Genomic DNA, 21167 nt, shown 5'->3' on the forward strand with positions numbered 1-21167 from the left:
TTGGCCCCCCGCACGGGCCCCCCAACCCCCCCCCCCCGCAGGGGGGCCCCCCCGGGGGGGGGGGCGCCCTTGGGGGTGACGGGGGGGGGGGGGGGCCCCCCCCCCCCGGGCCGCCCCCCCCCCCCCCCCCCCCCCCCCCCCCCCGCCGTCATCCCGGGCCCAGCGCGACAGCCCCCACGGGGGCACCGGTGGCCGCCGGAGACGGTCGAGACCGCCCGGGACGCGAGGAGCGCGCGACCCGGTCCGGGTCGCGCGCTCCTGAGCGGTGCTGCGGTGCGTCAGGCGACGCGGCCCCAGGTGACGCCGCTCTTGGCCCAGATGGTGCGCTTGCTCACGACGCGGCCCGGCTTGGGCGCGTCCCAGATCTTCCAGTTCCCCGCGTAGATGCCCACGTGGTAGACGTGGCCGCTGGAGTTGTGGAAGAAGACCAGGTCGCCCGGACGGAGGGACTTGGTCGCGATCTTGGGCAGCGCGGCGCGCTGCTGGGCGGCCGTGCGGGGCAGCTTCTTGCCCGCCTGCTTGTAGGACCACTGCGTCAGGCCCGAGCAGTCGAAGCGGGTGGGGCCGGTGGCGCCCCAGACGTAGGGCATCCCGGCGCGCGTCGCGGCGGCGGCGACGGCCTTGCTGCCCAGCGTGGCGGCGTCGGCCTTCGGGGCGGCGGGACCTGCCACGAAGCCGGCCATGAGGGCGACGGACGCGAGCAGGACGAAGAGCATGCGGGCAGGCGTCCGCAGGGCGGTGCTGGTCATGGGTGGTCCTCCGGGTGCCGCCTGCGGGGGGTGACCTGTCGGGTTCGGGCTCCAGAGCTGCCCGGCCGCGCGTGCGCGGCTTCACCCCGAGGACCCCCGTGGGGGCCCGACGAGCTGGTTCCTCCGCCCCTGCCGTCTCCTCGTGTGCTCAGGCTCTTGCCGCAGCGGTGGCAGGGTTCGGCGTCCGCGCGGCCGCCCCGCCTCGTGGCGGGGGCTTCTGACGTTCGTGTCGGCGGAAGAGTGCCACACCTTTACCCGATCGAGATAGAGGGCACCTCAGACATCTCGTCCGCCGGCCGAGGAGGCCGCGCCGGCGGGCGGGTGCGCCGTCCGGCCCCCGCCCGTGAGGGCCCCCGCGCCCGCCCTCCCCGGCGCGGGGCACACTCCCCCCGTGAGCAGCACCCCCCCGGCGCCGTCGGACGACGAGGCGGCCTGGCGCAGCGCCCGTCGCCGGGCCGCGCGCCGCCACCACCCCGACGTCGGCGGCAGCACCGAGGCCTACCTCGCGGCGCTGGCCGAGGTCGACGCGGACTTCGGGCGCCTGCCCGACGGCCGACCCGCCGGCCCGCGGGTCGTCGTCACCACGTCCCTGCGGCGCCGCGTCCTGCGCGGAGCCCTGCGCGGCGCGCGGGACGCCTCACGGGCCGTCCGCCGGCGCATCCCGCCGGGCGTGCCCGGTTCGCGCCGCTACGGCAACCTCTGACCCATGAGCGCCCTGAGCACGCGGCCCGACGTCGTCCTCCTCGACGTCAACGAGACGCTGTCCGACACGGCGCCCATGGCGCGCGCCTTCGAGGACGTGGGCGCGCCGGGCTCGCTGGCCGCGACGTGGTTCGCCGGGGTGCTCCGCGACGGCTTCGCGCGGACGGCCGCCGGCGCCGCGGCGCCCTTCGCCGACGTGGCCGCCGGCGCGCTGCGGACGGTCCTCGAGGGGGTCGACGGCCTCGGTCCCGCCCTCGACGACGCGGTCTCCCAGGTCATGGACGCCTTCACGCAGCTGCCGGCGCACCCCGACGTGGCCCCGGGCCTCGCCGCGCTGCGGGCGAGCGGGCTGCACGTGGCGACGCTGACCAACGGGGCGACCGCCGTCTCCGACGGGCTGCTGCGCCGCGCCGGCGCCCGGGACTCCGTCGACCAGCTGCTCTCCGTCCAGGACGCCCCCGGCGGGGCGTGGAAGCCGGCCCCCGCCGCGTACGAGCACGGCCTGCGCGCCACGGGCTCGACCGCCGACCGGGCGGTGCTCGTGGCCGTGCACCCGTGGGACGTCGACGGCGCCGCCCGCGCCGGCCTCCGCACGGCCTGGCTCGACCGCTCGGGCCGCACCTACCCGAGCCACCTGACCGCCCCCGACGTCACGGCGCCCTCCCTGACGGCGCTGGCGGAGCTGCTCAGCCGCTGAGGGCCCTGGGTCGCTCGGCCACGGTGCTGCGCACCCACGCCGAGGCCCTCGCCGGGCCGGTGGCGCGAGCCGCGCCGGAGGCGCCCGGAGGGGCGGGCGGCCTCCGCACGACCACCACGGGCAGCCCCAGCTCTCGCGCGGCGACGAGCACCGCGGCGCCGCCCGGTCCCCCGCTGTCCGTCGTCAGGACGACACCCACGTCGCGGTCCGCCAGGAGAGCGCGCTCGCCGTCGACATCCCCGGCACGACGGCGCAGGGCGATCTCGCAGCCCGGGGGCAGCGGCGGTCGCGGGAGCCGGGGCAGGCGCAGGACCAGGCGCGGGCTCGACAGGCGGGCCAGCGCCCCGAGGGAGCGGCCGCCCCCCGCGACCAGCGCGCGCGACCACGGCCCGGCGGCGAGGAGCTCCGCCGCGGCGTCCAGGTCCGGGACCGAGCGCCAGTCGTCACCGGCCTGGGGCAGCCAGGCGGGTCGCTCCAGGAGGAGCAGCGGGACGCCGGAGGCCGCGCAGGCCTCGACGGCGGCGTCGGTGATGCGGGCGGAGTAGGGCGGGGTGGCGTCGACCACGGCCCGCACCTCGTGCTCGACCAGCCACGCGGCCAGGCCCTCGGCTCCGCCGAAGCCCCCGCGGTGGAGCTCCCCCGGAGGGGCCAGCGGCACCTCACGGCCGACCGGGAGCGAGGTCGTCACGCGCACGCCCGGCAGCTCCACCAGGTCCTGGGCGAGCGCGCGGGCCTCGGTGGTCCCTCCGAGCACGAGCACGTGATCCGGGTGCGGGTCCACGCGTCCATGGTGGGACACGGGCGCCCGAGCGGCAGGTCCGCTCCGCAACGATGCGGTGACGACCGCCCCGGCGGACGGCGGGAGACATCTCGCGCGACGCACTTCGTCGGCACCCTGCCGCCGACGACGCCCCCCGGGCGCACTCTGTCGACACCCTGCCGCTGACGACCCCCTCGAGGCGCACCCTGTCGGCACACTGCCGCCGGAGACACCCCCGAGGCGAACGGTGTCGACACCGTGCCGCCGAGGACACCGCGCTCAGACCGCGCAGCCCTTCGGGCCGCAGTCCCGAGTGCCGGCGTCGCAGCGGGGACGCCCGCGGGGCCCGCCGCAGCGGGCCCCGGCGGGTCAGCGCCCGCTCGAGCCCCGGCCCCAGCCCCGGCGCCGGCCGCGGCCGCTGCTCGTGCCCAGGGCCTTGCCGACGGCGTCCTTGGCCTTGGTCACGCTGGCCTCGTGCTTGCCGCCGGTGCGGCTGTTGACGGCGTCTCCGACGCGGTCCAGGCCCGACGTCACCTTCTCGGGGTTCTGCGCCGCGTAGCGACGCGCCTGGTTGACGATGAGGCCGATCCTCAGAGCCATCTCGTGCTCCTCCCCAGCGCCCTCGGGCGCTGCTGCTGGTGCTGTGCCGTGCGGTCGGCGCCGGGGTCGGCGCCCTGCCCCGAGCGTCGTCGCTGGGCGGGCGGGGCGCCACCGCGGGGCCTTCTCCCGGCGAGCTGTCACCGGAGTCCGGGCGCGTCACCGACCCCCGGGGACCTCGGACACCTCAGCGGCCCTCCGGAGACCTCACCGGTCTCCGACGACGTCGCTGGTCCCCGACGACGTCACTGGCCCCCGAAGACGCGGACCTCGTCGGCCTCGGTGCCCTCGCCGAGCGAGGCGGGCTGGCCCGTCGCCTCGAGCACCGACCACCACAGGTCCCCGTTGGGGTCCACGCGGTTGCGCGTGCTGACGGCGAGCTGGATGGGGATGTGCACGAAGCGGCGCCGCCAGCGGCCCACGACCATGTTGGTGCGCCCCGCCATCGCCGCGTGGACGGCGGCGTGCGCCAGCCGGGTGCAGTAGACGCTGTCGTAGGGGTTGGCGGGCACGCTGCGGATGACGTAGCTCGGGTCGATGTAGCGCAGGTTGAGCTCCATCCCGTGCCGGGTGAAGTCGTCGGTGATGCGCTGGCGCAGCAGGCGCCCGACGTCCTGCAGCCTCTTGTTGCCCGAGGCGTCGACCAGCCCGCCCTCCGCCTCCGCCTCGGTGAACAGCTCCTGGCCCGCACCCTCGGCGGCGACGACGAGCGCGTGGCCCTGGGTGCGCACCTTCTGCCGCAGGACCTCCAGGAAGCCCCCGGGTCCGTCGAAGGCGAACGGCACCTCGGGGATGAGGACGAAGTCGGCGTCGTTCTGCGCCAGCGCCGCGTAGCAGGCGATGAAGCCGGAGTGCCGCCCCATGAGCTTGACCACGCTGACGCCCCCGGGCGCCGACCGGGCCTCGACCTTCGCGCTGCGGATGGACCGCGTCGCCTCGGAGAAGGCGGTCTGGAAGCCGAAGCTCTGGTCGAGGAAGGGGATGTCGTTGTCGATCGTCTTCGGCACGCCGACGACGCCGATCGGCCGGTCGCGCCGGCCGATCTCCTCCGCGATCCGCTGGGCCCCGCGCATGGAGCCGTCGCCGCCGATGACGAACAGGATGCTGATGCCCATCCGCTCGAGGCAGTCGACGACCTGCCCGATGTCCTGCTGCCCGCGCGAGCTGCCGAGGATCGTCCCGCCCAGGGCGGCGATGCCGTCCACGGACTCCACCGACAGGTCCACGACGTCGTGGCCGTACTCGGGGATGAAGCCCTGGTAGCCGTTGCGGAAGCCGTGGATGCGCTTGACGCCGTAGTGCGTCGTCAGCTCCGAGACGATGCCGCGGATGACGTTGTTGATGCCGGGGCACAGCCCTCCGCACGTCACGATGCCGACACGCGTCTTGGAGGGGTCGAAGAACAGCTTCCGCCGGGGGCCCGCGGCCTCGAGGCTGGGCAGCTCGCCCTCCGAGCGCCGGTCGAAGGACGCCCGCGTGTCGTCGAAGAGGATGCGGTCGCCCTCCTCCACGGCGTGGTGGCTCGTGCGGCGGCGCTCCAGCAGGGGCGCGAGGGGGGACGGGACCGTCCGCGGCCCCAGGGACTGGACCTCGAAGTCGATGTCGGCGTCGCTGCTCGCCATGCCGGGTTTCCGCCTCTCGCCGTCGTGCACGTGCCGGTCGCTCGCCATCCTGGCGCATCGCGCGCGGCGGCCGGCACGCCCCTCCACCGCTCCCGCCAGGAGGGGGCCGCGAGGGGCGGCGAGCCTCAGCGGGGCTGGAGACCCGCCGCGCTGAGCACCTCGGCCCGCTCCTGCGCGGAGAGCCGGTCGACGTAGAGCAGCCCGTCGAGGTGGTCCACCTCGTGCTGGAGGCACACGGCGGCGAGCCCGTTCGTCGACACCCGCACGGGCTCCCCCCGCACGTCGACCCCGGTCACGACGGCCGTCGTGAGGCGCTCCACGACGGCGGCCTCGCCCGGGACCGACAGGCACCCCTCGTCGTCCGCGGCGCGGCGGGCGAAGACGCCCGGCAGGCGCAGCACGGGGTTGACCACCGTGGCGACCACGCGCTCACCGCTCGCGTCGGGGCAGTCCATGACGAAGACGCGGGCGTCGACGCCGATCTGGTTGGCGGCCAGCCCGACGCCGTCGGCGGCGTGCATGCTCACGACCATGTCGGCCTCGAGCTGGGCCAGCTCGTCGTCGAAGACGGTGACCGGGGCGCACGGGCGGTGCAGCACCGGGTCCCCGTCCAGGACGATCGGGCGCACCCGGCCGGCCGGCCCGGCGGCCGAGCCGTCACCGGCTCCCGAGCCGGGCGAGGGCTCCTCGGACGGCGCGGGGGGCGGGGCTGTCCCGGACGGCACGGTCTCCTCCTCGGCGACGACGCCGGCGAGCCCGGCGAGCGAGCCGCCCATGCTAGGGCGGGGCGCGCGCACGACCTCGCGGCGGTGGAGCCCGGCGGCGGGCGACGCGGCCCGCCGCCGGCGGCTCAGCCCTCGGTCGAGCGCTGCTGCGGGACGCCGCCGTCCAGGAGGGCGCGCACCTCGGCCTCGCGGTAGCGGCGGTGGCCGCCGAGCGTCCGGATCGAGGAGAGCTTGCCGGCCTTGGCCCAGCGCGTGACCGTCTTGGGGTCGACGCGGAACAGGGCGGCGACCTCGGCGGGCGTGAGCAGGGTCTCGACCTCGTCGGCACGAGCGGACATGAGGGCCTCCAGGGGGGTGCCGCCCCCGGAGCCGGCGGGACGCCGGCCCGCGGACGACTCGGGTGGATCAGAGTGTGCGGTCGCTTCCTGTGAGTCGCCATAGTCCGGATTGACTAGGTCCTGGGTGTTCGTCTCCGAGTGTCACAGCCGACGGCGCTGGGTGAGCGACTCGGGCCGTTTCGGCTGCGCTCCGTGACAACGCCTCCCCTAGGTAGTCAAATCTGTGACCACTTCGTGATGCTGCGGCGCGCGGCGGGGTCCAGGCGCCCTCACCCGCCCGGGGGAGGAGGGGGCCGGAAGGGTGACGCGGAGCGGGGTGGCGCCGGGACCGGCCGGGCCCTCCCCGAGGGCTCCGCAGCCGGTGTGCCGGAAGACGCGGCGAGGCTGTAGCGTTGCCGCCACGCAGAGATGACCAGGCCCCGGGGCCGCCGTCCTCGGACGGCCTGCCCCGGCACGACGTTCAGAGGGGGTCGACGCCATGGGGCGCGGCCGTCAGAAGGCGAAGCAGACCAAGGTCGCTCGCCAGCTCAAGTACTACAGCCCGGAGACGGACTACAAGTCCCTCGAGCGCGAGCTCGGGCACCCCGGCACGTCGTACGACCCGCCGCCGGAGCGCGAGTCCTCCGACGAGGAGGACGACGGCTACGGCGGATGGGCCTCCGGCTCCGTCCGCTGAGGACCGGCCGGCACAGCAGCTGCACCACCACGACGCACCGCTCGGCCCCACGGGCCGGGCGGTGCGTCGTGCTGTGCGCGGGCTCCCGCTCGGGTGCGGCGCCACCAGCGCTCGGGGCCCCGGGCGGGGCGCGGAGACTCCGTGGGGTCGGGACTCCAGCGGCGCTCGACGACTCAGCGGCGCTCGGCGACTCAGCGGCGACCTGGTGGTGTTCGACGACTGAGGAGGCTCGGGACCTCAGCGCGCGAGGTGCGCCCCTCGGAGCCGCACGCTGCCGCCGTCCACGCCCTTGGCGCCCGCGGTGACGTCCGCGTCGCGCACGCCGTCGTCCGCCCGGACGGAACCCAGGACCCAGGCGTGCGTCCCCGCCCCTGCGAGCCCGCGGAGCGCGGCGTCCACGGCGTCCGGCGCCACCACCGCGACCATGCCGACGCCCATGTTGAGCGTCCGCTCCAGGTCCTCGAGGGGGACGCCGCCCAGCCGGCCGACGAGGTCGACGACCGCCGGGGGCGCCCACGTGCCGCGGTCGAGGTCGGCCTGCAGGCCCGCGGGCAGCACGCGCCCGAGGTTGGCCGCCAGCCCTCCGCCGGTGACGTGGCTGAGGGCCCGCAGCCCCTCTCCCAGGTCGGCGGCCAGGTCCAGGCACGGCCGGGTGTACAGGCGCGTCGGCGTCAGGAGCTCCTCGCCGAGGGTGCGGCCGAGCTCGTCGACGTGCCGCTCCAGGCCCCACCCCGCGTCGGCGACCACGCGGCGGACCAGCGAGAAGCCGTTGCTGTGCAGGCCCGAGCTGGCCAGGGCCAGGACGACGTCGCCCTCGCGCACCCGCTCGGGGCCGAGGACGTCGTCCGCCTCGACCACTCCCGTGGCCGCCCCGGCGAGGTCGTACTCGTCGGGGCCCATGAGCCCGGGGTGCTCGGCGGTCTCGCCCCCGACGAGGGCGGTGCCCGTCTCCTCGCACCCGCGGGCGATGCCGCGGACGAGGTCGGCGATGCGCTCCGGCACGACCCGGCCGCAGGCGATGTAGTCGGTCATGAAGAGGGGGCGCGCGCCGCTGACGACGATGTCGTCGACCACCATGGCCACGAGGTCGATCCCGACCGTGTCGTGGACGTCCAGCGCCCGGGCGATCGCGATCTTCGTGCCCACGCCGTCCGTGCTCGTCGTCAGCAGGGGGCGCCGCATCCCGACCAGGGCGCTGGCGTCGAAGAGGCCCGCGAAGCCGCCGAGCCCGCCGACCACCTCGGGGCCGTGCGTGCGCGAGACGGCCTCGCGCATGAGCGCGACCGCGCGGTCCCCCGCCTCGACGTCGACGCCCGCCGCGGCGTAGGTGGTGCCCGGGGCTGCGCCCCCTGGGGCGCCCGCCCCGCTCACCGACCGCTCCCCGCGACGGCGCCCTCGGCGTCCTTGACGGCGCCGCTCGGGGCGGCCGCCGCCGAGCCGAGGGCCGCGTCGGAGCGCACCTCCGTGAGGCCGAGCTCGAGCTGGTGCTTGCCGAGGCGGTGCGCGTCGGGCAGCGGCACGGGGTAGTCGCCGGTGAAGCAGGCCGAGCAGAGCCGGTCGGCCGGCTGCTCGGTGGCCTCGACCATCGCCTCCTGGGAGATGTACCCGAGGGTGTCGGCGTCGATGCTGCGGCGGATCTCCTCCACCCCCAGGCCGGCGGCGACGAGCTCGGCGCGGCTCGCGAAGTCGATGCCGTAGAAGCACGGCCACGTGACGGGCGGTGAGGAGATGCGCACGTGCACCTCGGCGGCGCCGGCCTCGCGGAGCATCCGCACGAGCGCGCGCTGGGTGTTGCCCCGGACGATCGAGTCGTCGACCACGACCAGGCGCTTGCCCCGGACGACGTCGCGCAGCGGGTTGAGCTTGAGCCGGATGCCCAGCTGGCGGATGGTCTGGTCGGGCTGGATGAACGTGCGCCCGACGTAGCTGTTCTTGACCATGCCCTGGCCGTAGGGGATGCCGGACGCCTCCGCGTAGCCGATGGCCGCGGGCGTCCCCGACTCGGGCGTGGGGATGACGAGGTCGGCCTCGACGGGGTGCTCGGCCGCCAGGCGCCGTCCCATCTCGACCCGGGCGGCGTGGACGACGCGGCCGGCGATCGTGGTGTCCGGGCGCGCCAGGTACACGTACTCGAAGACGCAGCCCTTCGGCGTGCTCTCCGCGAAGCGCGAGCTCCGCAGCCCGTCCTCGTCGACGGCCACGAGCTCGCCGGGCTCGACCTCGCGCACGAAGCTGGCGCCGACGATGTCCAGCGCCGCCGTCTCGCTGGCCACCACCCAGCCCCGCTCGAGGCGACCGAGGACGAGCGGGCGCACGCCGTGGCGGTCCCGCGCGGCGTAGAGCGTGCGCTCGTCCATGAACACGAGGCTGAAGGCGCCCTCCAGCAGCGGCAGGACCTCCAGCGCCGTCGCCTCGAGCGTGCGGTCCGGGCGGCCGGCCAGCAGCGCGGTGACCAGGGCGGTGTCGGTGGTGTTGCCGCGGGCGAGCTCGCCGCTGGCGGCACTGGTCCCCTGCTCGCCGCGCAGCTCCGCGACCATCTCGCGCAGCTGGTGGCTGTTGGTGAGGTTGCCGTTGTGGCCGAGGGCGACGGTGCCCGAGGCCGTGGCGCCCAGGGTCGGCTGGGCGTTCTCCCACCGGCTCGCACCGGTCGTGGAGTACCGGGTGTGGCCGATGGCCACCTGCCCCGTGAGCGCCCGGAGCGCCGGCTCGTCGAAGACCTGGGACACCAGGCCCATGTCCTTGTAGACGAGCAGCTGGCTGCCGGTGCTGACCGCGATGCCCGCGGACTCCTGGCCGCGGTGCTGCAGCGCGTAGATGCCGAAGTACGTCAGCCGCGCGACGTCCTCGTCGGGCGCCCAGACGCCGAAGACCCCGCAGGCGTCCTGCGGGCCCTTCTCGCCGGGGAGCAGGTCGTGGGTCAGCCGTCCGTCGCCACCAGGCACGCGGCAATGGTGGCACAGGGCGCGCGACCCGCCCGACCGCTGCGCAGCCGCGCACCACCCTCCCGGAGGACGGCCGCGAGCGGTCGCCCTCCGTCGGACGGCTCGTCGAGCGGCCCCGGACGGGTGGTCCCCGCGTCCTGGGCGCACGCGGGGCGGCGCCCTGCGGGAGCCTCGGGCCCGTGTCCGGGACGGCCCACGAGCGCGCGCTGCACCTCGACCTGGCGGGTCTCCGGGAGGAGTACGTGCACCAGGACCCGCCGATGGCCCGGGGCACCGCCGTCCGCTGGCTCCTGGCGGGCGCGGTCGCCGTCACCGCCGCCGCGGTCCTCGCCGTCGTGACCGAGCACCTCGGCCTCCTCGTCGGGGCCCTGCTGCACGGCGTCGCGGCAGTCGTCGTCGTGAGCGTCACCGACCGACCGCGGTGGCGCCCGCGCACGGTCCTGCGTCCCGAGGAGCTGGACGTGCGCGACCGCGGGCTCTTCCGCGACCGCTTCGCCTGGTGGTGGGTCGTCGAGGTCCAGTGCCACCCCGCCCGCCGGCCACCGGGCCGGGTCGTCCTGCAGGACGGACGGCGGCTGCGGCTGCGCGGCATGCCCGCTGCCGACGTCGAGCGACTGGCGCGGGCGCTGGAGCGCGCGAGGGCGGCCACCCACGGCTCGGGCTCGTGACGGACCCGCTCCCCCTCCGGCTCGACCTGGCGGGGCTGCAGGAGCACTACGCCCGGGTCGACCCGCAGCTCTCCCCCCGCGCGCGGCGGCTGCTGCTGGTGCTGGCCGTCGTGGCCGGGCTGGTCGCGGCCGTCGGGGTCCTGCGAGCCGTCCTGGCCGACGGCCTGCCCCACCTGCTCGTCGCCCTCCTGCCGGGCGTGCTGCTGCAGGCGCTCCTCGGCCTCGTGGCGCACCCGTCGCTGCGGCCGCGCACCCGCCTGTCGCCCGAGGAGCTCGACGTCCGCGCGGAGCTCCTGCACCACGAGCGGGTGCCGTGGCAGCAGGTGGTGCGCGTGCGACCGGCCGGACGGTGGGAGGACGCCGCGCACGCCGAGCTGGCCGACGGCGGGCTCCTGCCGCTGCCGCACGTGCCGCCGGACGACGCGCTCCGGCTGGCCGTGGCCCTCGACGCAGCGCGGGAGCGAGTCGAGCGCGAGGCGGACGGGAGCGGCGCCGGTGGCTGACCGCACCGCCCCTGACCCGGGTGACCTCGGTGACCTCGTCCGCGTCCACCGCGAGCCGTGGCGGCCCCGGACCCGTCGCGGACGAGTGGCGACCGTCGTGGCGCTCGTCGCCGCCGTGCTGCTCCTGCTCGGCTCCGCCGTGCTCGTCGTCCCCCGCAGCGGCGCCTGGGCCGTGCTGCCTGCGGTCTCGGCGCTCCCGCCCCTGCTGCTCCGACCGCTCGGCACGGGCGTGGACCTGGAGGGTCTCCACCGCCGCCAGGGCGTGCTGCGCCGCCGGCGCGTGACGTGGGCCGACGTCGTCGAGGTGCGGCCCGCGGGCCGGTGGCGGGAGTGGGGCAGCGCCCGGCTGGGCGACGGACGTCACCTGGAGCTCGTCGGCATGGCGCCCGACGACGTCGAGCGGCTGTCGGCGGCACTGGCTGCGGCGCGCCGACGCGCCGCGCAGACCGCTCGAGACTGACGAACGGCGCCCTCCCCGGACGGGGAGGGCGCCGTTCGTCGTTCTCGGGCAGAGCGTCCCGCCGTCCGCCGGTCTCGGCGACGCGCGCGTCAGTCGCCCTTGACGTTCACCACCTGCCGGAGCACGTGGCGGACGTCGACGAGGCGGGCGGCGTCGGCCATGACGACGTCGACGGGCTTGTAGGCCTGCGGGTGCTCGTCGAGGAAGGCGTCGGACTCGCCCCACACGACACCCGTCATCCGGGAGTCGAGGTCGCTGCGGGAGAAGCGCCCGCGCGCCGCCGACCGCGACCAGGCCCGCCCCGCGCCGTGCGGGGAGGAGTGCAGCGCCACGGGGTCGCCCTTGCCGACGACGACGTACGAGGCGTCGCCCATGGAACCGGGGACGAGCCCCGGCTCGCCCTCGCGGGCGCTGATGGCGCCCTTGCGGGAGAGCCACACCTGGCGCCCGAAGTGCGTCTCGCGCGCCGTGTAGTTGTGGTGGCAGCCGATCGTCTCCTCGCGCACCACGTCCTGCGGCCCGCCCAGGCCGAGGGCCTCGGCGAGCGCCGCGACGACGCGGTCCATCATCTCCTCGCGGTTCAGGGCGGCGAACCGCTGGGCCCACAGGAGCGCCTCGACGTAGGCGTCGAACTCCAGCTCGCCCTCGACCAGGTAGGCGAGGTCGCGGTCGGGCAGGTCGTAGAACCGCCGGGGCGCCTGCTCCTGCGCCACCCGGATGTGCCGCTGCGCCAGCTGGTTGCCGACGCCCCGCGACCCCGAGTGCAGGAAGAGCCACACGCGCTGCTGCTCGTCGAGCGAGACCTCGACGAAGTGGTTGCCCGACCCGAGCGTGCCCAGCTGCCGCTCCCACCGGCGCCCCACCTGGTCGGCCTGCTCCACGCCGGGCAGGGCGCGCAGCTCGGCGACGCGCGGCTCCGCCGTCGCCTCCACGCCGCGGTTGCGCCCGCCCGCCGACAGCGGCACGCGGGCGCTGATGCCGGTGTGCAGCGCCCGCAGGTCGACGCGCCGCAGGTCCTGCGCGACGTACCGCGTGCGGACGGCGAGCATCCCGCAGCCGATGTCGACCCCCACGGCGGCGGGGATGATCGCGCCGTCGGTGGGGATGACGGAGCCGACCGTCGCCCCCTTGCCGAGGTGCGCGTCGGGCATGAGGGCGATGTGCGGGTGGATGAACGGCAGGGTCGCCGTCGTGAGCGCCTGCTCGCGCGTGGCGTCGTCGAGGATCGACGCCCAGCTCATCAGGCGGGGGGCGAGCCGGTCGGGCCGGCCGTCGGTGGGCATGGCTGTGCTCTCTCGTGCGGAGGGGATGCCGCGCGGTGCCGCGCGGCGCCGACGAGCATCACCGGGAAGCCGCGCAGCGTCACGCGGGTTTCGGCCCGTCCGGCCGGGGCGCTGTCAGAGACCTCCGCGCGCCGCGCCGCCTGGTCGTCGGAACCCGCGGCCCCGACCGCTCAGTCCCGCCGGCGGACCGCGCGCTCGAGCCCGACGCCGACGAGCCCGCCGAGCAGACCGCCGACGATGCCGAGCCCGGCGAGGAGGTAGCCGAAGATCGCTGCACGGCCGTAGGTCTCGGTCGGGGTGGCCACGAAGGTCAGGACCAGGGCCGCCAGCGCCCCGACGACGACGCCCAGGCCGATGAGCAGCCGGTAGCGGGGGGCGCGGCGGTAGCGCACGCGCTGGGCTCCCGCGAGCTCCTCCGCCGTCGGAGCGGGGCGCTCGTCGCGGTCGCCGGACCGGTCGGGCTGCTGCTCGCTCACGGGACCGACGCTACCCGGCGGACGAGCCGCCCCCGCCCGCGGTCAGCCGGGGCTCGCGGCCGGGCTCGTCGGCCAGAGCGGCAGCGCGTCCCCGAGCACCGCGCGCAGGCCGCTGGCCGAGACGCGCCCCTGGGCGACGGCGTCGTCCCAGCGCAGATCGCCGGTCACCAGGGCGAGCCACGTCGCGGCGTCGGTCTCCACCACGTTGGGCGGGGTGCCGCGCGTGTGGCGCGGACCCTCGACGCACTGGGCGACGCCGAAGGGCGGCACCCGCACCTCCACGCTGCTGCCCGGGACCCGCTCGGCGAGCTCCTCGAGGGACCCGCGGACGGCGAGCGCGGTGGCGGTGCGGTCGGCGCCGGCGGGGTCGGCCGCCCAGGCGCGGACGGCGTCGCGCGCGCGGCCCGAGCTGATGCGGCGGCGGGCGGGCACGTCAGCTCCCGAACGCCTCGCGCAGCGTCGCCGTCGAGACGGCGCGCAGCTCGGCCACGGGGACGACGAAGAGCCCCTGCACGTCGAGCACCGCGGCGTCGCCGGGCTCGTCGACGACGCCGACGCGCAGCGCCGGCTGCTGGCGCGCCGAGCAGACGTCGGTGAAGCGGACCTCCTCCGAGCGCGGCACCGAGACCAGCACGCGCGCGGTCGACTCGCTGAACAGCGCCGTGGCGGCGTCGACGCCGTCGCGCTCGCGCAGCTCGTCGAGCCACACGCGCGCGCCGACGCCGTAGCGCAGGCACCCCTCGACGAGCGCCTGCGCGAGCCCGCCCTCGGAGAGGTCGTGCGCGGCGTCGACGAGCCCGTCGCGGCTGGCGTTGACCAGGACGTCGCCCAGCAGCCGCTCGGCCTCCAGGTCCACCGCCGGGGGCAGCCCCCCGAGGTGGCCGTGCTCGACCTCGGCCCACGCCGAGCCGTCGAGCTCGAAGCGCGTGGTGCCCAGCAGGTACAGCGCCTGGCCCGGCTCCCGCCAGCCCGACGGGGTCCGGCGCGCGACGTCGTCGAGCACGCCGAGGACGCCGACGACGGGCGTCGGGTGGATCGGGGTGTCCGCCGTCGAGTTGTAGAGCGAGACGTTGCCGCCGGTCACGGGCACCCCGAGCACCTGGCAGGCGTCCGCGAGCCCGGTGACGGACTGCTGGAACTGCCACATGACGTCGGGGTCCTCGGGGCTGCCGAAGTTGAGGCAGTCGGTGACGGCGAGCGGCCGCGCCCCGACGGTCGAGACGTTGCGGTAGGCCTCCGCGAGCGCGAGCTGCGCGCCCGCGTAGGGGTCGAGGTAGCCGTAGCGGCCGTTGGCGTCGGTGGCGACCGCGACGCCGAGGCCGCTCGCCTCGTCCACGCGGACGACGCCCGCGTCGTCGGGCGTCGCGAGCGCGGTGTTGCCGAGGACGTAGCGGTCGTACTGGTCGGTGATCCACCCGGCGTCGGCGAGGTTCGGCGAGGCCACGAGGCGCAGCAGCGTCGCGCGCAGCTCCTCCCCCGACGTCGGGCGCGCCAGCGCGGCGGCGGTGTCCGCCTGCAGCGCGTCCTGCCACGACGGGCGGGCGTAGGGCCGCTCGTAGACCGGCCCGTCGTGCGCGACGGTGCGCGGCGGCACGTCGAGGACGACCTCGCCGCGCCACGTGATGACGAGGCGGCCGGTGTCCGTGACCTCCCCCAGCACGCTCGTCTCGACGTCCCAGCGGCCGGTGACCTCCATGAACCGGTCGAGGTCCTCGGGCCGGACGACGGCCATCATCCGCTCCTGGCTCTCGCTCATGAGGATCTCCTCGGGCGACAGCGAGGGGTCGCGCAGCAGCACGCGGTCCAGCTCGACGTGCATGCCGCCGTCGCCGGCGCTGGCGAGCTCGCTCGTGGCGCAGGAGAGCCCGGCGCCGCCGAGGTCCTGGATGCCCTCGACGACGCCCGCGGCGAAGAGCTCGAGGCAGCACTCGATGAGCACCTTCTCGGCGAACGGGTCGCCGACCTGGACGCTCGGGCGCTTCGCCGGGCCCGTCGCGTCGAAGGTCTCCGACGCGAGCACGGAGACGCCGCCGATGCCGTCGCCGCCCGTGCGCGCGCCGAACAGGACGACCTTGTTGCCGGCGCCGGTGGCGTTGGCCAGGTGCAGGTCCTCGTGCCGCATGACGCCGACGGCGAGGGCGTTGACGAGCGGGTTGCCCTGGTAGACGGCGTCGAAGACGGTCTCGCCGCCGATGTTCGGCAGGCCCAGGCAGTTGCCGTACCCGCCGACGCCGGCGACGACGCCGTGGACGACGCGCGCGGTGTCGGGGTGGTCGACGGCGCCGAAGCGCAGCTGGTCCATCACGGCCACCGGGCGGGCGCCCATCGCGAGGATGTCGCGGACGATGCCGCCGACGCCCGTGGCCGCGCCCTGGTGGGGCTCGACGAAGCTCGGGTGGTTGTGGCTCTCGACCTTGAAGGTCACGGCCCAGCCGTCACCGATGTCGACCACGCCGGCGTTCTCGCCGATGCCCACCATGAGGTGCTCGCGCATCGCCTCGGTGGTCTTCTCGCCGAACTGGCGCAGGTGCACCTTCGAGGACTTGTAGGAGCAGTGCTCGCTCCACATCACCGAGTACATGGCCAGCTCGGCCGACGTCGGGCGGCGGCCCAGGATCTCCCGGATGCGCCCGTACTCCTCCTCGCGCAGACCCAGCTCGCGCCACGGCTGGGCGACGTCGGGCGTGCTCGCCGCGCGCTCGACGGTGTCGAGGCCGCCGCCCGGTCCGGTGGGGGCCTGCGGGGCGGTGGCGGTGGTGGGCTCGGCCATGGGCGCAGGCTACCGAGCGGTGCGGGCCCTCCCCGCCCGCCGAGGTGCGCGACGGCGCGCCCGCACCGGGACGGAGATCGGGGACCCGGCCCAGGTGCTGGCTCGGCATCCGGACTCGGGACTCGGGACTCCGGACTCGGGCTCGGGCTCGGGACCCAGGTCGGGGCTCAGGTCCGGAGGAGGGCGTGCCGACAGCCTGGGTGTGGAGGGCATCAGCAGCATCACCGCACGCATGGCCGGGATCCAGTCGCACCTCGACGCGCTGTCCGTGGGCGGTGCCGGGCGCGCGAGCACGGCGACGACCCCACCGGCGTCGGACGCCGCCTTCGCCGGCGCCCTCGCCCAGCAGCTCGGCGCCCAGCAGCTCGGGACGAGTCCCGACGTGGCCTCGCTGGCCGCGGCGCTCGGCGGCACGGCAGGCCCGGCCACCGGTGGCCTCGCCACCGCACTCGCCGGTGCCCCTGCGACGACGCCCGCCGAGCCCGCCTTCACCACCACCACGACCTCGCTGTCCTCGGACGGCCTGACGCAGCTGCTCGCCGCGCTGCCGGGCGCCCGTCCGGCCGCCCCGCCGGCGGCGTCCCCGAGCGCCGCGCCGGTCACCGCGGTCGAGGCCGCCTCCGCCCCGAAGGCACCGCCGTCGGTCGTCGGGAAGCTCGACGCCAAGGGCGTCCCGCTGGACCTGAAGGCCTACGGCAACGGCAAGGTGCCGGAGGACCAGCTCGTCGAGATCGGCCGCGCCGGCTCCGGGGAGCGGCTGTGGGGCCCGGCAGCCGCGGCCTTCGACGAGATGGCCGCCGCGGCGAGGGCCGACGGCGTCTCCTTCCGCATCAACGACAGCTACCGCTCGTACGAGGACCAGGTCTCGATGGCCGAGCGCAAGGGCCTGCGCAGCCAGGGCGGCCTCGCCGCGGCGCCGGGCACGAGCAGCCACGGCTGGGGCATGGCCGTCGACCTGGGCCTCGACGGCCGCGCGCAGTCCTGGATGCGCGAGAACGCCGGTGCGCACGGCTTCGCCGAGACCGTCTCCGGCGAGCCCTGGCACTGGGGCTTCCGCCCGAAGTCCGCCTGACCCGGCCGGCCGGCCCGCACCCTGTCGGCACATCGCCGAGAGATCGGGCCTTCACCGGCGAACTGCCGACACAGTGCCGGGAACAGCGCCCCTCAGGGGCGAACTGCCGACACAGTGCCGGGAACAGCGGCCCTCGGGGGCGAACTGCCGACACAGTGCGGAGAGGGCGACCCTCAGCGGCAGACCGGGGCGTCGGCGCCCGGTGTCAGGCGACGAGCTGGCGCAGCGCCGAGGAGAAGATGCGCAGGCCGTCGGTGCCCGCCGTGCCGGTGCGCGGGTCGGGGCCGTAGCCGGCCTCGACGGCGTGCTCGGGGTGCGGCATCAGGCCGACGACGTTGCCGGCGGCGTTCGTGATGCCGGCGATGTCGCGCGCGCTGCCGTTGGGGTTGCGCCCGCCCTCGGGGACGACGTAGCGCAGGGCCACCAGGCCCTCTCCCTCCAGCCGGTCGAGCGTCGCCTCGTCGGCCAGGTAGCCGCCCTCGCCGTTCTTCAGCGGGATGACGACCTCCTCGCCGGCGGCGTACTCGCTCGTCCACGCCGTGGAGGCCTCCACGCGCAGGCGCTGGTCGGTGCAGCGGAAGGTGCGGTGGTCGTTGCGCACCAGCGCCCCGGGGAGCAGGTGCGCCTCGCAGAGCACCTGGAAGCCGTTGCAGATGCCGAGCACCGGCAGCCCGCCGCGGGCGGCGTCCACGAGGGGCTCCATGACGGGCGCGAAGCGGGCGATCGCGCCGCAGCGCAGGTAGTCGCCGTAGGAGAAGCCGCCCGGCAGGACGACGGCGTCGACGCCCTTGAGGTCCGCGTCCCCGTGCCACAGGCGCACGGGCTCGCCGCCGGCGAGGCGGACGGCGCGCGCCGCGTCCCCGTCGTCGAGGGAGCCGGGGAAGGTGACGACGCCCACGCGCCCCATCAGGCGGTCCCGCCCGCGAGCGCCGTCGTGGCGGCGTCGGCCTCGACCGGCGCGACGCGCACGACGTCCTCGATGACGGGGTTGGACAGGAGCACCTCGGCGGCGCGGGCGGCCTCCTCGAGGACCTCGGCCGTCACCTCGCCCTCGACCTCGAGCTCGAAGCGCTTGCCCTGGCGGACCCCGGTGAAGCGCCCGAAGCCGAGCCGGGGCAGCGCCCCGGCGACGGCCTTGCCCTGGGGGTCCAGGATCTCGGGCTTCGGCATGACCTCGACGACGACGCGACCCATGGGTCCGACGGTACCGGGGCCCGGCCCGGTCCCGGCCACGCGTCCGCCGCCTCGGTGGCGGACGGGCCGGTCAGACGCCGGCGACGGGCCCGCCGCGCTCGACGAGCATGTCGCCCAGCGTCGTGAGCTCGGCCTGCTGGCCGGTGGCCATGGCCGTGGCCAGGTGGCGCACCTGCGCGTCGTCGGCCCCCGCCGCGGCCGCCTCCGCCATCTCCACCCCGGCGACGTGGTGGGTGATCATCAGCTGCAAGTAGATCCGCTCCGCCTCCACCCCGTCCGCGGCCGCGAGCGCGTCCATCTGGTCGGACGTCGCCATGCCGGGCATCTCGCCGACGGCCCCGAGCCCGTCGGCCGGCACCGCCATGTCGTGGCCGCTCATGTCGTGGCCGCTCATGTCGTGGTCGGCCGCGTCGTGGCCGCTCGTGTCGTGGTCGGCCATCCACCCCATCACCGGCTCGGTGCGCCCCTGGCCGAGGCCCCACTGCTCGAGCCAGCCGTACATCTGGCCGGCCTGCTGCTGCTGCGTGAGCTGGATGTCGCGGGCGACGGCGCGGACCACCTCGTCGTCGGTCCGGTCGAGCACGAGCGTGGACATCTCCACGGCCTGGCGGTGGTGCGCCTGCATGTCGAGGGAGAAGCCGGCCTCCACCGACCCGGCCGTGGGCGTCGCCGGCTCCGTCGCCGCCCCCCAGTGCAGGCCGAGCACGACACCGAGCACCAGCAGGAGCGCCCCGGTGGCCACCGACCCGGCCACCACGACCGCGCGCGTGCGGCGCCGCGACCGGGCGTCCGCCGCCCGCTCCTGCGCAGGGCGTCCCTCGACGTCGAGGACGTCGTGCGAACCGCCCGGCGAGGGCTCCGTCGCCGGGGCCATCAGGAGACGCCGCCCGTGCAGGCGGCGCCCGGCTCCGGCGTCTGCTCGCCCTGCACGTACTGGGCGAGGAAGGGGGCGATGCGCTCGTCGGAGGCGTCCTCGACGGCGAGCTGGGCGCCCCAGGCGCTCAGGGTGATGGGGCTCTCCATGCCCTCGTACGGGCTCACGAGCGTGTAGTCGTAGGACTCGGCGGCCGCGACCAGCTGGTCGACCTGCTCCTGGGGCAGGGCGGGGTCGTGGGTGATCCACACCGCGCCGTGCTCCATGGAGTGGACGGCGTTCTCGTCGACGACCGGCTCCGGGTAGACGCCGCAGTTCCACCAGACGGCCTGGTGGTCCCCGCCCACCGGCGGGGTCTGGGCGTAGTCCACGGCCCCGGTGACGTGGTCGCGGCCGAGGTCCTCGAAGGTCTGCACCCCGTCGATCGGCGCCTCGAGGGCGGCCTGCTCCTCCTCGCGCTGGGACTGCGTCGTCACGAGCACGAAGGCGACCGCCGCGACCAGGGCCGCGATGACCGCCGCGGTGATCCCGATGATGAGCCCGCGCTGACGGCGCTCCTTGCGGCGCTGCTGCTCTCGCAGGGCGGCAGCGCGGGCGGCGCGCTCCTCGCGGGGGCTGGTCGACTGGGCCACGCGGGCTCCTCCGGTCTCTGGTGCGCGGGCGGGCGGGCCGGTGGTGGCGCCGCGTGGGCGACCGCGTCGGACAGTGGCGTCATGGTGCCACCCGCCACTGGGCGGAGGCTGGACGCCCGGGCGCCGGAGGACCCCGCCGGAGCACGGGGCGCGAGCCCGGACGAGGGGGCGCGGGCTCGTGCGCGCACGCCCGCGGTGCCATCGTGTCGGGATGCGCATCACGCACCTGGGCCACTCGACCCTGCTGGTGGAGGCGGGCGGCGCCCGCGTCCTGCTCGACCCCGGCGTCCTCACGCCGGGCTGGGAGGACCTGCGCGACCTCGACGCCGTCGTCGTCACGCACGCCCACCCCGACCACCTCGACCCGGCGCAGGGCCGCTTCGAGGCCCTGCGCGACGCCAACCCGGGAGCGCGCGTGCTCGCCGAGCCGCAGACGGCCGCGGACGGCCGGTGGGGCGCCGAGGCCCTGGCCGCCGGCGCGACGACGCGGGTCGTCGACCTGCCGCTGCGCGCGGTCGGCGGCGAGCACGCCGTCATCCACGACGACATCCCGGTCATCGGCAACGTGGGCGTGCTGCTCGGGGGGCCGGGCGACGGCGGAGGGGGCGGCGAGCCCGTGCTCTTCCACCCCGGTGACGCCTACACCGCCGTCCCCGAGGGCGTCGACGTCCTGGCCGCGCCGCTGACGGCGCCGTGGACCTCGCTGAAGGAGACCGTCGCCTTCACCCGCGCGGTCGGCCCGCGGCTCGTGGTGCCGATCCACGACGCGATCGTCTCCGGGCCGGGCCGGGGCATCTACCTGTCCCAGCTCGGCGCCCTCGGCCCGGAGGGCGCGCGGGTGCTCGACCTCGCCGGCGCCGGCGCGACCGAGGTCCCGGACGCGTGAGCGCGCCCCTGGACCTCTCGCGCACCCGCGCCGAGGACGGCCCGGACACCTGGCCGGGGTGGGGCCCGGGCTGGCAGGACACCCGCGTCAGCCGCGTCGTCGGGCCCGGGGTGGTCGGGCAGGGCGCCCGCGCCTTCGCCCGCGCCCGCGCCGGCCTCCTCGGCTGGGACGTCCAGCGCCTCGCCGGCGTCTCCGTGCCCACCTCCACCCCCGGGGTCGCCCCGGGGGTGGAGGTGCGCCAGAGCGTCGGGCCCCGGGGCCTGCTGGTGGCCCGGTGCCGCGTGAGCGAGGTGGTCGACGCCCCGCGCCGCGCCGGCTTCGCCTACGAGGCGCTGCAGCCGCACCCCGAGGAGGGCCAGGAGGTCTTCCTCCTCGAGCACCGGGACGACGACGCCGTCGTGATGACGGTCGCCTCGCGCTCGCGCCTCGTCTGGGCGCCCGCGCGCCTGGCGAGCCCGCTCGCCCGCGCGGCCCAGCGCCTCGCCGTCCGCCGCTACCTGGGCGCGGGACGCCGGCTCGCGCGCTGACCGGCGGGCGCCGT

The 21167-nt window shown here is 76.6% G+C and carries 25 protein-coding genes; 9 read left to right on the top strand and 16 right to left on the bottom strand.

The features are described 5' to 3' along the window. Positions 1-278 precede the first annotated feature (278 nt). The gene (locus Q0848_RS18060) at positions 279-749 is read right to left on the bottom strand and encodes a C40 family peptidase (protein ID WP_299040097.1); all 471 of its coding nucleotides are present in this window, start codon (positions 747-749) and stop codon (positions 279-281) included. 391 nt (positions 750-1140) lie between these two features. Here Q0848_RS18060 and Q0848_RS18065 point away from each other — a divergent pair, with 391 nt between their 5' ends. Beyond that, the gene (locus Q0848_RS18065; protein WP_299040098.1) at positions 1141-1452 is read left to right on the top strand and encodes a hypothetical protein; all 312 of its coding nucleotides are present in this window, start codon (positions 1141-1143) and stop codon (positions 1450-1452) included. Positions 1453-1455: 3 nt separating this feature from the next. Further along, positions 1456-2148 (top strand): haloacid dehalogenase type II, encoded by a 693-nt coding sequence (locus Q0848_RS18070; RefSeq protein WP_299040100.1) that lies wholly within the window; start codon positions 1456-1458, stop codon positions 2146-2148. Here Q0848_RS18070 and Q0848_RS18075 read toward each other — a convergent pair. The 5 genes from Q0848_RS18075 to Q0848_RS18095 form a co-directional block, all read right to left on the bottom strand. Further along, positions 2138-2929 carry a precorrin-6A/cobalt-precorrin-6A reductase gene (locus tag Q0848_RS18075; RefSeq protein WP_299040101.1) on the bottom strand — a complete coding sequence of 264 codons (792 nt, stop codon included), beginning with the start codon at positions 2927-2929 and terminating at the stop codon, positions 2138-2140. The two genes, Q0848_RS18070 and Q0848_RS18075, sit on opposite strands and share 11 nt — an antisense overlap. A gap of 348 nt (positions 2930-3277) precedes the next feature. Next, on the bottom strand, positions 3278-3508 hold the full coding sequence (locus tag Q0848_RS18080; RefSeq protein WP_299040102.1) for an antitoxin: 231 nt from the start codon (positions 3506-3508) through the stop codon (positions 3278-3280). A 242-nt stretch (positions 3509-3750) separates the two neighbouring features. Further along, positions 3751-5127, bottom strand: coding sequence for an ATP-dependent 6-phosphofructokinase (locus tag Q0848_RS18085; protein ID WP_299040104.1), 1377 nt, complete (start codon positions 5125-5127; stop codon positions 3751-3753). Between the two features lie 125 nt (positions 5128-5252). Continuing rightward, the gene (def, locus tag Q0848_RS18090; protein WP_299040105.1) at positions 5253-5903 is read right to left on the bottom strand and encodes a peptide deformylase; all 651 of its coding nucleotides are present in this window, start codon (positions 5901-5903) and stop codon (positions 5253-5255) included. 74 nt (positions 5904-5977) lie between these two features. Further along, positions 5978-6190 (bottom strand): BldC family transcriptional regulator, encoded by a 213-nt coding sequence (locus Q0848_RS18095; RefSeq protein WP_299040107.1) that lies wholly within the window; start codon positions 6188-6190, stop codon positions 5978-5980. Between the two features lie 478 nt (positions 6191-6668). Between Q0848_RS18095 and Q0848_RS18100 the strand changes: the two genes are divergently transcribed. Continuing rightward, a complete protein-coding gene (locus tag Q0848_RS18100; protein WP_299040109.1) occupies positions 6669-6866 on the top strand; it encodes a DUF3073 domain-containing protein in 198 nt (65 codons plus the stop codon). A 237-nt stretch (positions 6867-7103) separates the two neighbouring features. Here the strand turns inward: Q0848_RS18100 and purM are convergent, their stop codons facing one another. Together purM and purF are read right to left on the bottom strand one after the other, a co-directional pair. Next, positions 7104-8237, bottom strand: a complete 1134-nt coding sequence (gene purM / locus Q0848_RS18105; protein WP_299040111.1) for a phosphoribosylformylglycinamidine cyclo-ligase — start codon at positions 8235-8237, stop codon at positions 7104-7106. Next, on the bottom strand, positions 8234-9808 hold the full coding sequence (gene purF, locus Q0848_RS18110; protein WP_299040113.1) for an amidophosphoribosyltransferase: 1575 nt from the start codon (positions 9806-9808) through the stop codon (positions 8234-8236). Before purF ends, purM begins: the two co-directional genes overlap by 4 nt. Before the next feature lie 179 nt (positions 9809-9987). On the opposite strand from purF, the gene Q0848_RS18115 reads away from it, so the two are divergent. Genes Q0848_RS18115 through Q0848_RS18125 form a run of 3 tightly spaced genes read left to right on the top strand, consistent with a single transcriptional unit; the run spans position 9988 to position 11439 of the window. Next, positions 9988-10476 carry a hypothetical protein gene (locus tag Q0848_RS18115; protein ID WP_299040115.1) on the top strand — a complete coding sequence of 163 codons (489 nt, stop codon included), beginning with the start codon at positions 9988-9990 and terminating at the stop codon, positions 10474-10476. Beyond that, entirely contained in the window at positions 10473-10979 is a 507-nt protein-coding gene (locus tag Q0848_RS18120) for a PH domain-containing protein (protein WP_299040117.1), read from the top strand. The genes Q0848_RS18115 and Q0848_RS18120 overlap by 4 nt, the downstream gene beginning before the upstream one ends. Next, positions 10972-11439: a hypothetical protein gene (locus Q0848_RS18125; RefSeq protein WP_299040119.1), complete on the top strand. Its 468-nt coding sequence runs from the start codon at positions 10972-10974 to the stop codon at positions 11437-11439. Before Q0848_RS18120 ends, Q0848_RS18125 begins: the two co-directional genes overlap by 8 nt. 89 nt (positions 11440-11528) lie before the next feature. On the opposite strand, the gene Q0848_RS18130 is transcribed toward Q0848_RS18125, so the two are convergent. The 4 genes from Q0848_RS18130 to purL form a co-directional block, all read right to left on the bottom strand. Continuing rightward, positions 11529-12722, bottom strand: coding sequence for an RtcB family protein (locus tag Q0848_RS18130; RefSeq protein ID WP_299040121.1), 1194 nt, complete (start codon positions 12720-12722; stop codon positions 11529-11531). 170 nt (positions 12723-12892) lie between these two features. After that, positions 12893-13198: a hypothetical protein gene (locus tag Q0848_RS18135; RefSeq protein WP_299040123.1), complete on the bottom strand. Its 306-nt coding sequence runs from the start codon at positions 13196-13198 to the stop codon at positions 12893-12895. Positions 13199-13240: 42 nt separating this feature from the next. After that, entirely contained in the window at positions 13241-13630 is a 390-nt protein-coding gene (locus Q0848_RS18140; RefSeq protein ID WP_299040124.1) for a sterol carrier family protein, read from the bottom strand. A 1-nt stretch (position 13631) separates the two neighbouring features. Next, positions 13632-15968, bottom strand: a complete 2337-nt coding sequence (gene purL, locus Q0848_RS18145) for a phosphoribosylformylglycinamidine synthase subunit PurL (RefSeq protein WP_299040126.1) — start codon at positions 15966-15968, stop codon at positions 13632-13634. Between the two features lie 232 nt (positions 15969-16200). Between purL and Q0848_RS18150 the strand changes: the two genes are divergently transcribed. Then, the gene (locus Q0848_RS18150; RefSeq protein WP_299040127.1) at positions 16201-17040 is read left to right on the top strand and encodes a M15 family metallopeptidase; all 840 of its coding nucleotides are present in this window, start codon (positions 16201-16203) and stop codon (positions 17038-17040) included. A gap of 205 nt (positions 17041-17245) precedes the next feature. On the opposite strand, the gene purQ is transcribed toward Q0848_RS18150, so the two are convergent. From purQ to Q0848_RS18170, 4 genes are all read right to left on the bottom strand, one after another. Beyond that, positions 17246-17950, bottom strand: coding sequence for a phosphoribosylformylglycinamidine synthase subunit PurQ (purQ, locus tag Q0848_RS18155; RefSeq protein WP_366146673.1), 705 nt, complete (start codon positions 17948-17950; stop codon positions 17246-17248). Next, a complete protein-coding gene (purS, locus tag Q0848_RS18160; RefSeq protein ID WP_299040131.1) occupies positions 17947-18234 on the bottom strand; it encodes a phosphoribosylformylglycinamidine synthase subunit PurS in 288 nt (95 codons plus the stop codon). Before purS ends, purQ begins: the two co-directional genes overlap by 4 nt. 70 nt (positions 18235-18304) lie before the next feature. Continuing rightward, positions 18305-19108 (bottom strand): DUF305 domain-containing protein, encoded by an 804-nt coding sequence (locus tag Q0848_RS18165; protein ID WP_299040133.1) that lies wholly within the window; start codon positions 19106-19108, stop codon positions 18305-18307. Next, positions 19108-19740, bottom strand: coding sequence for a DUF3105 domain-containing protein (locus Q0848_RS18170; protein WP_299040135.1), 633 nt, complete (start codon positions 19738-19740; stop codon positions 19108-19110). The genes Q0848_RS18165 and Q0848_RS18170 overlap by 1 nt, the downstream gene beginning before the upstream one ends. A 211-nt stretch (positions 19741-19951) precedes the next feature. On the opposite strand from Q0848_RS18170, the gene Q0848_RS18175 reads away from it, so the two are divergent. After that, positions 19952-20626, top strand: a complete 675-nt coding sequence (locus Q0848_RS18175; RefSeq protein ID WP_299040137.1) for an MBL fold metallo-hydrolase — start codon at positions 19952-19954, stop codon at positions 20624-20626. Continuing rightward, positions 20623-21153 (top strand): DUF1990 domain-containing protein, encoded by a 531-nt coding sequence (locus Q0848_RS18180; protein WP_299040140.1) that lies wholly within the window; start codon positions 20623-20625, stop codon positions 21151-21153. Before Q0848_RS18175 ends, Q0848_RS18180 begins: the two co-directional genes overlap by 4 nt. Positions 21154-21167 lie beyond the last annotated feature (14 nt).

The sequence above is a fragment of the uncultured Pseudokineococcus sp. genome (assembly GCF_947495735.1).
Lineage (GTDB): Bacteria > Actinomycetota > Actinomycetes > Actinomycetales > Quadrisphaeraceae > Pseudokineococcus.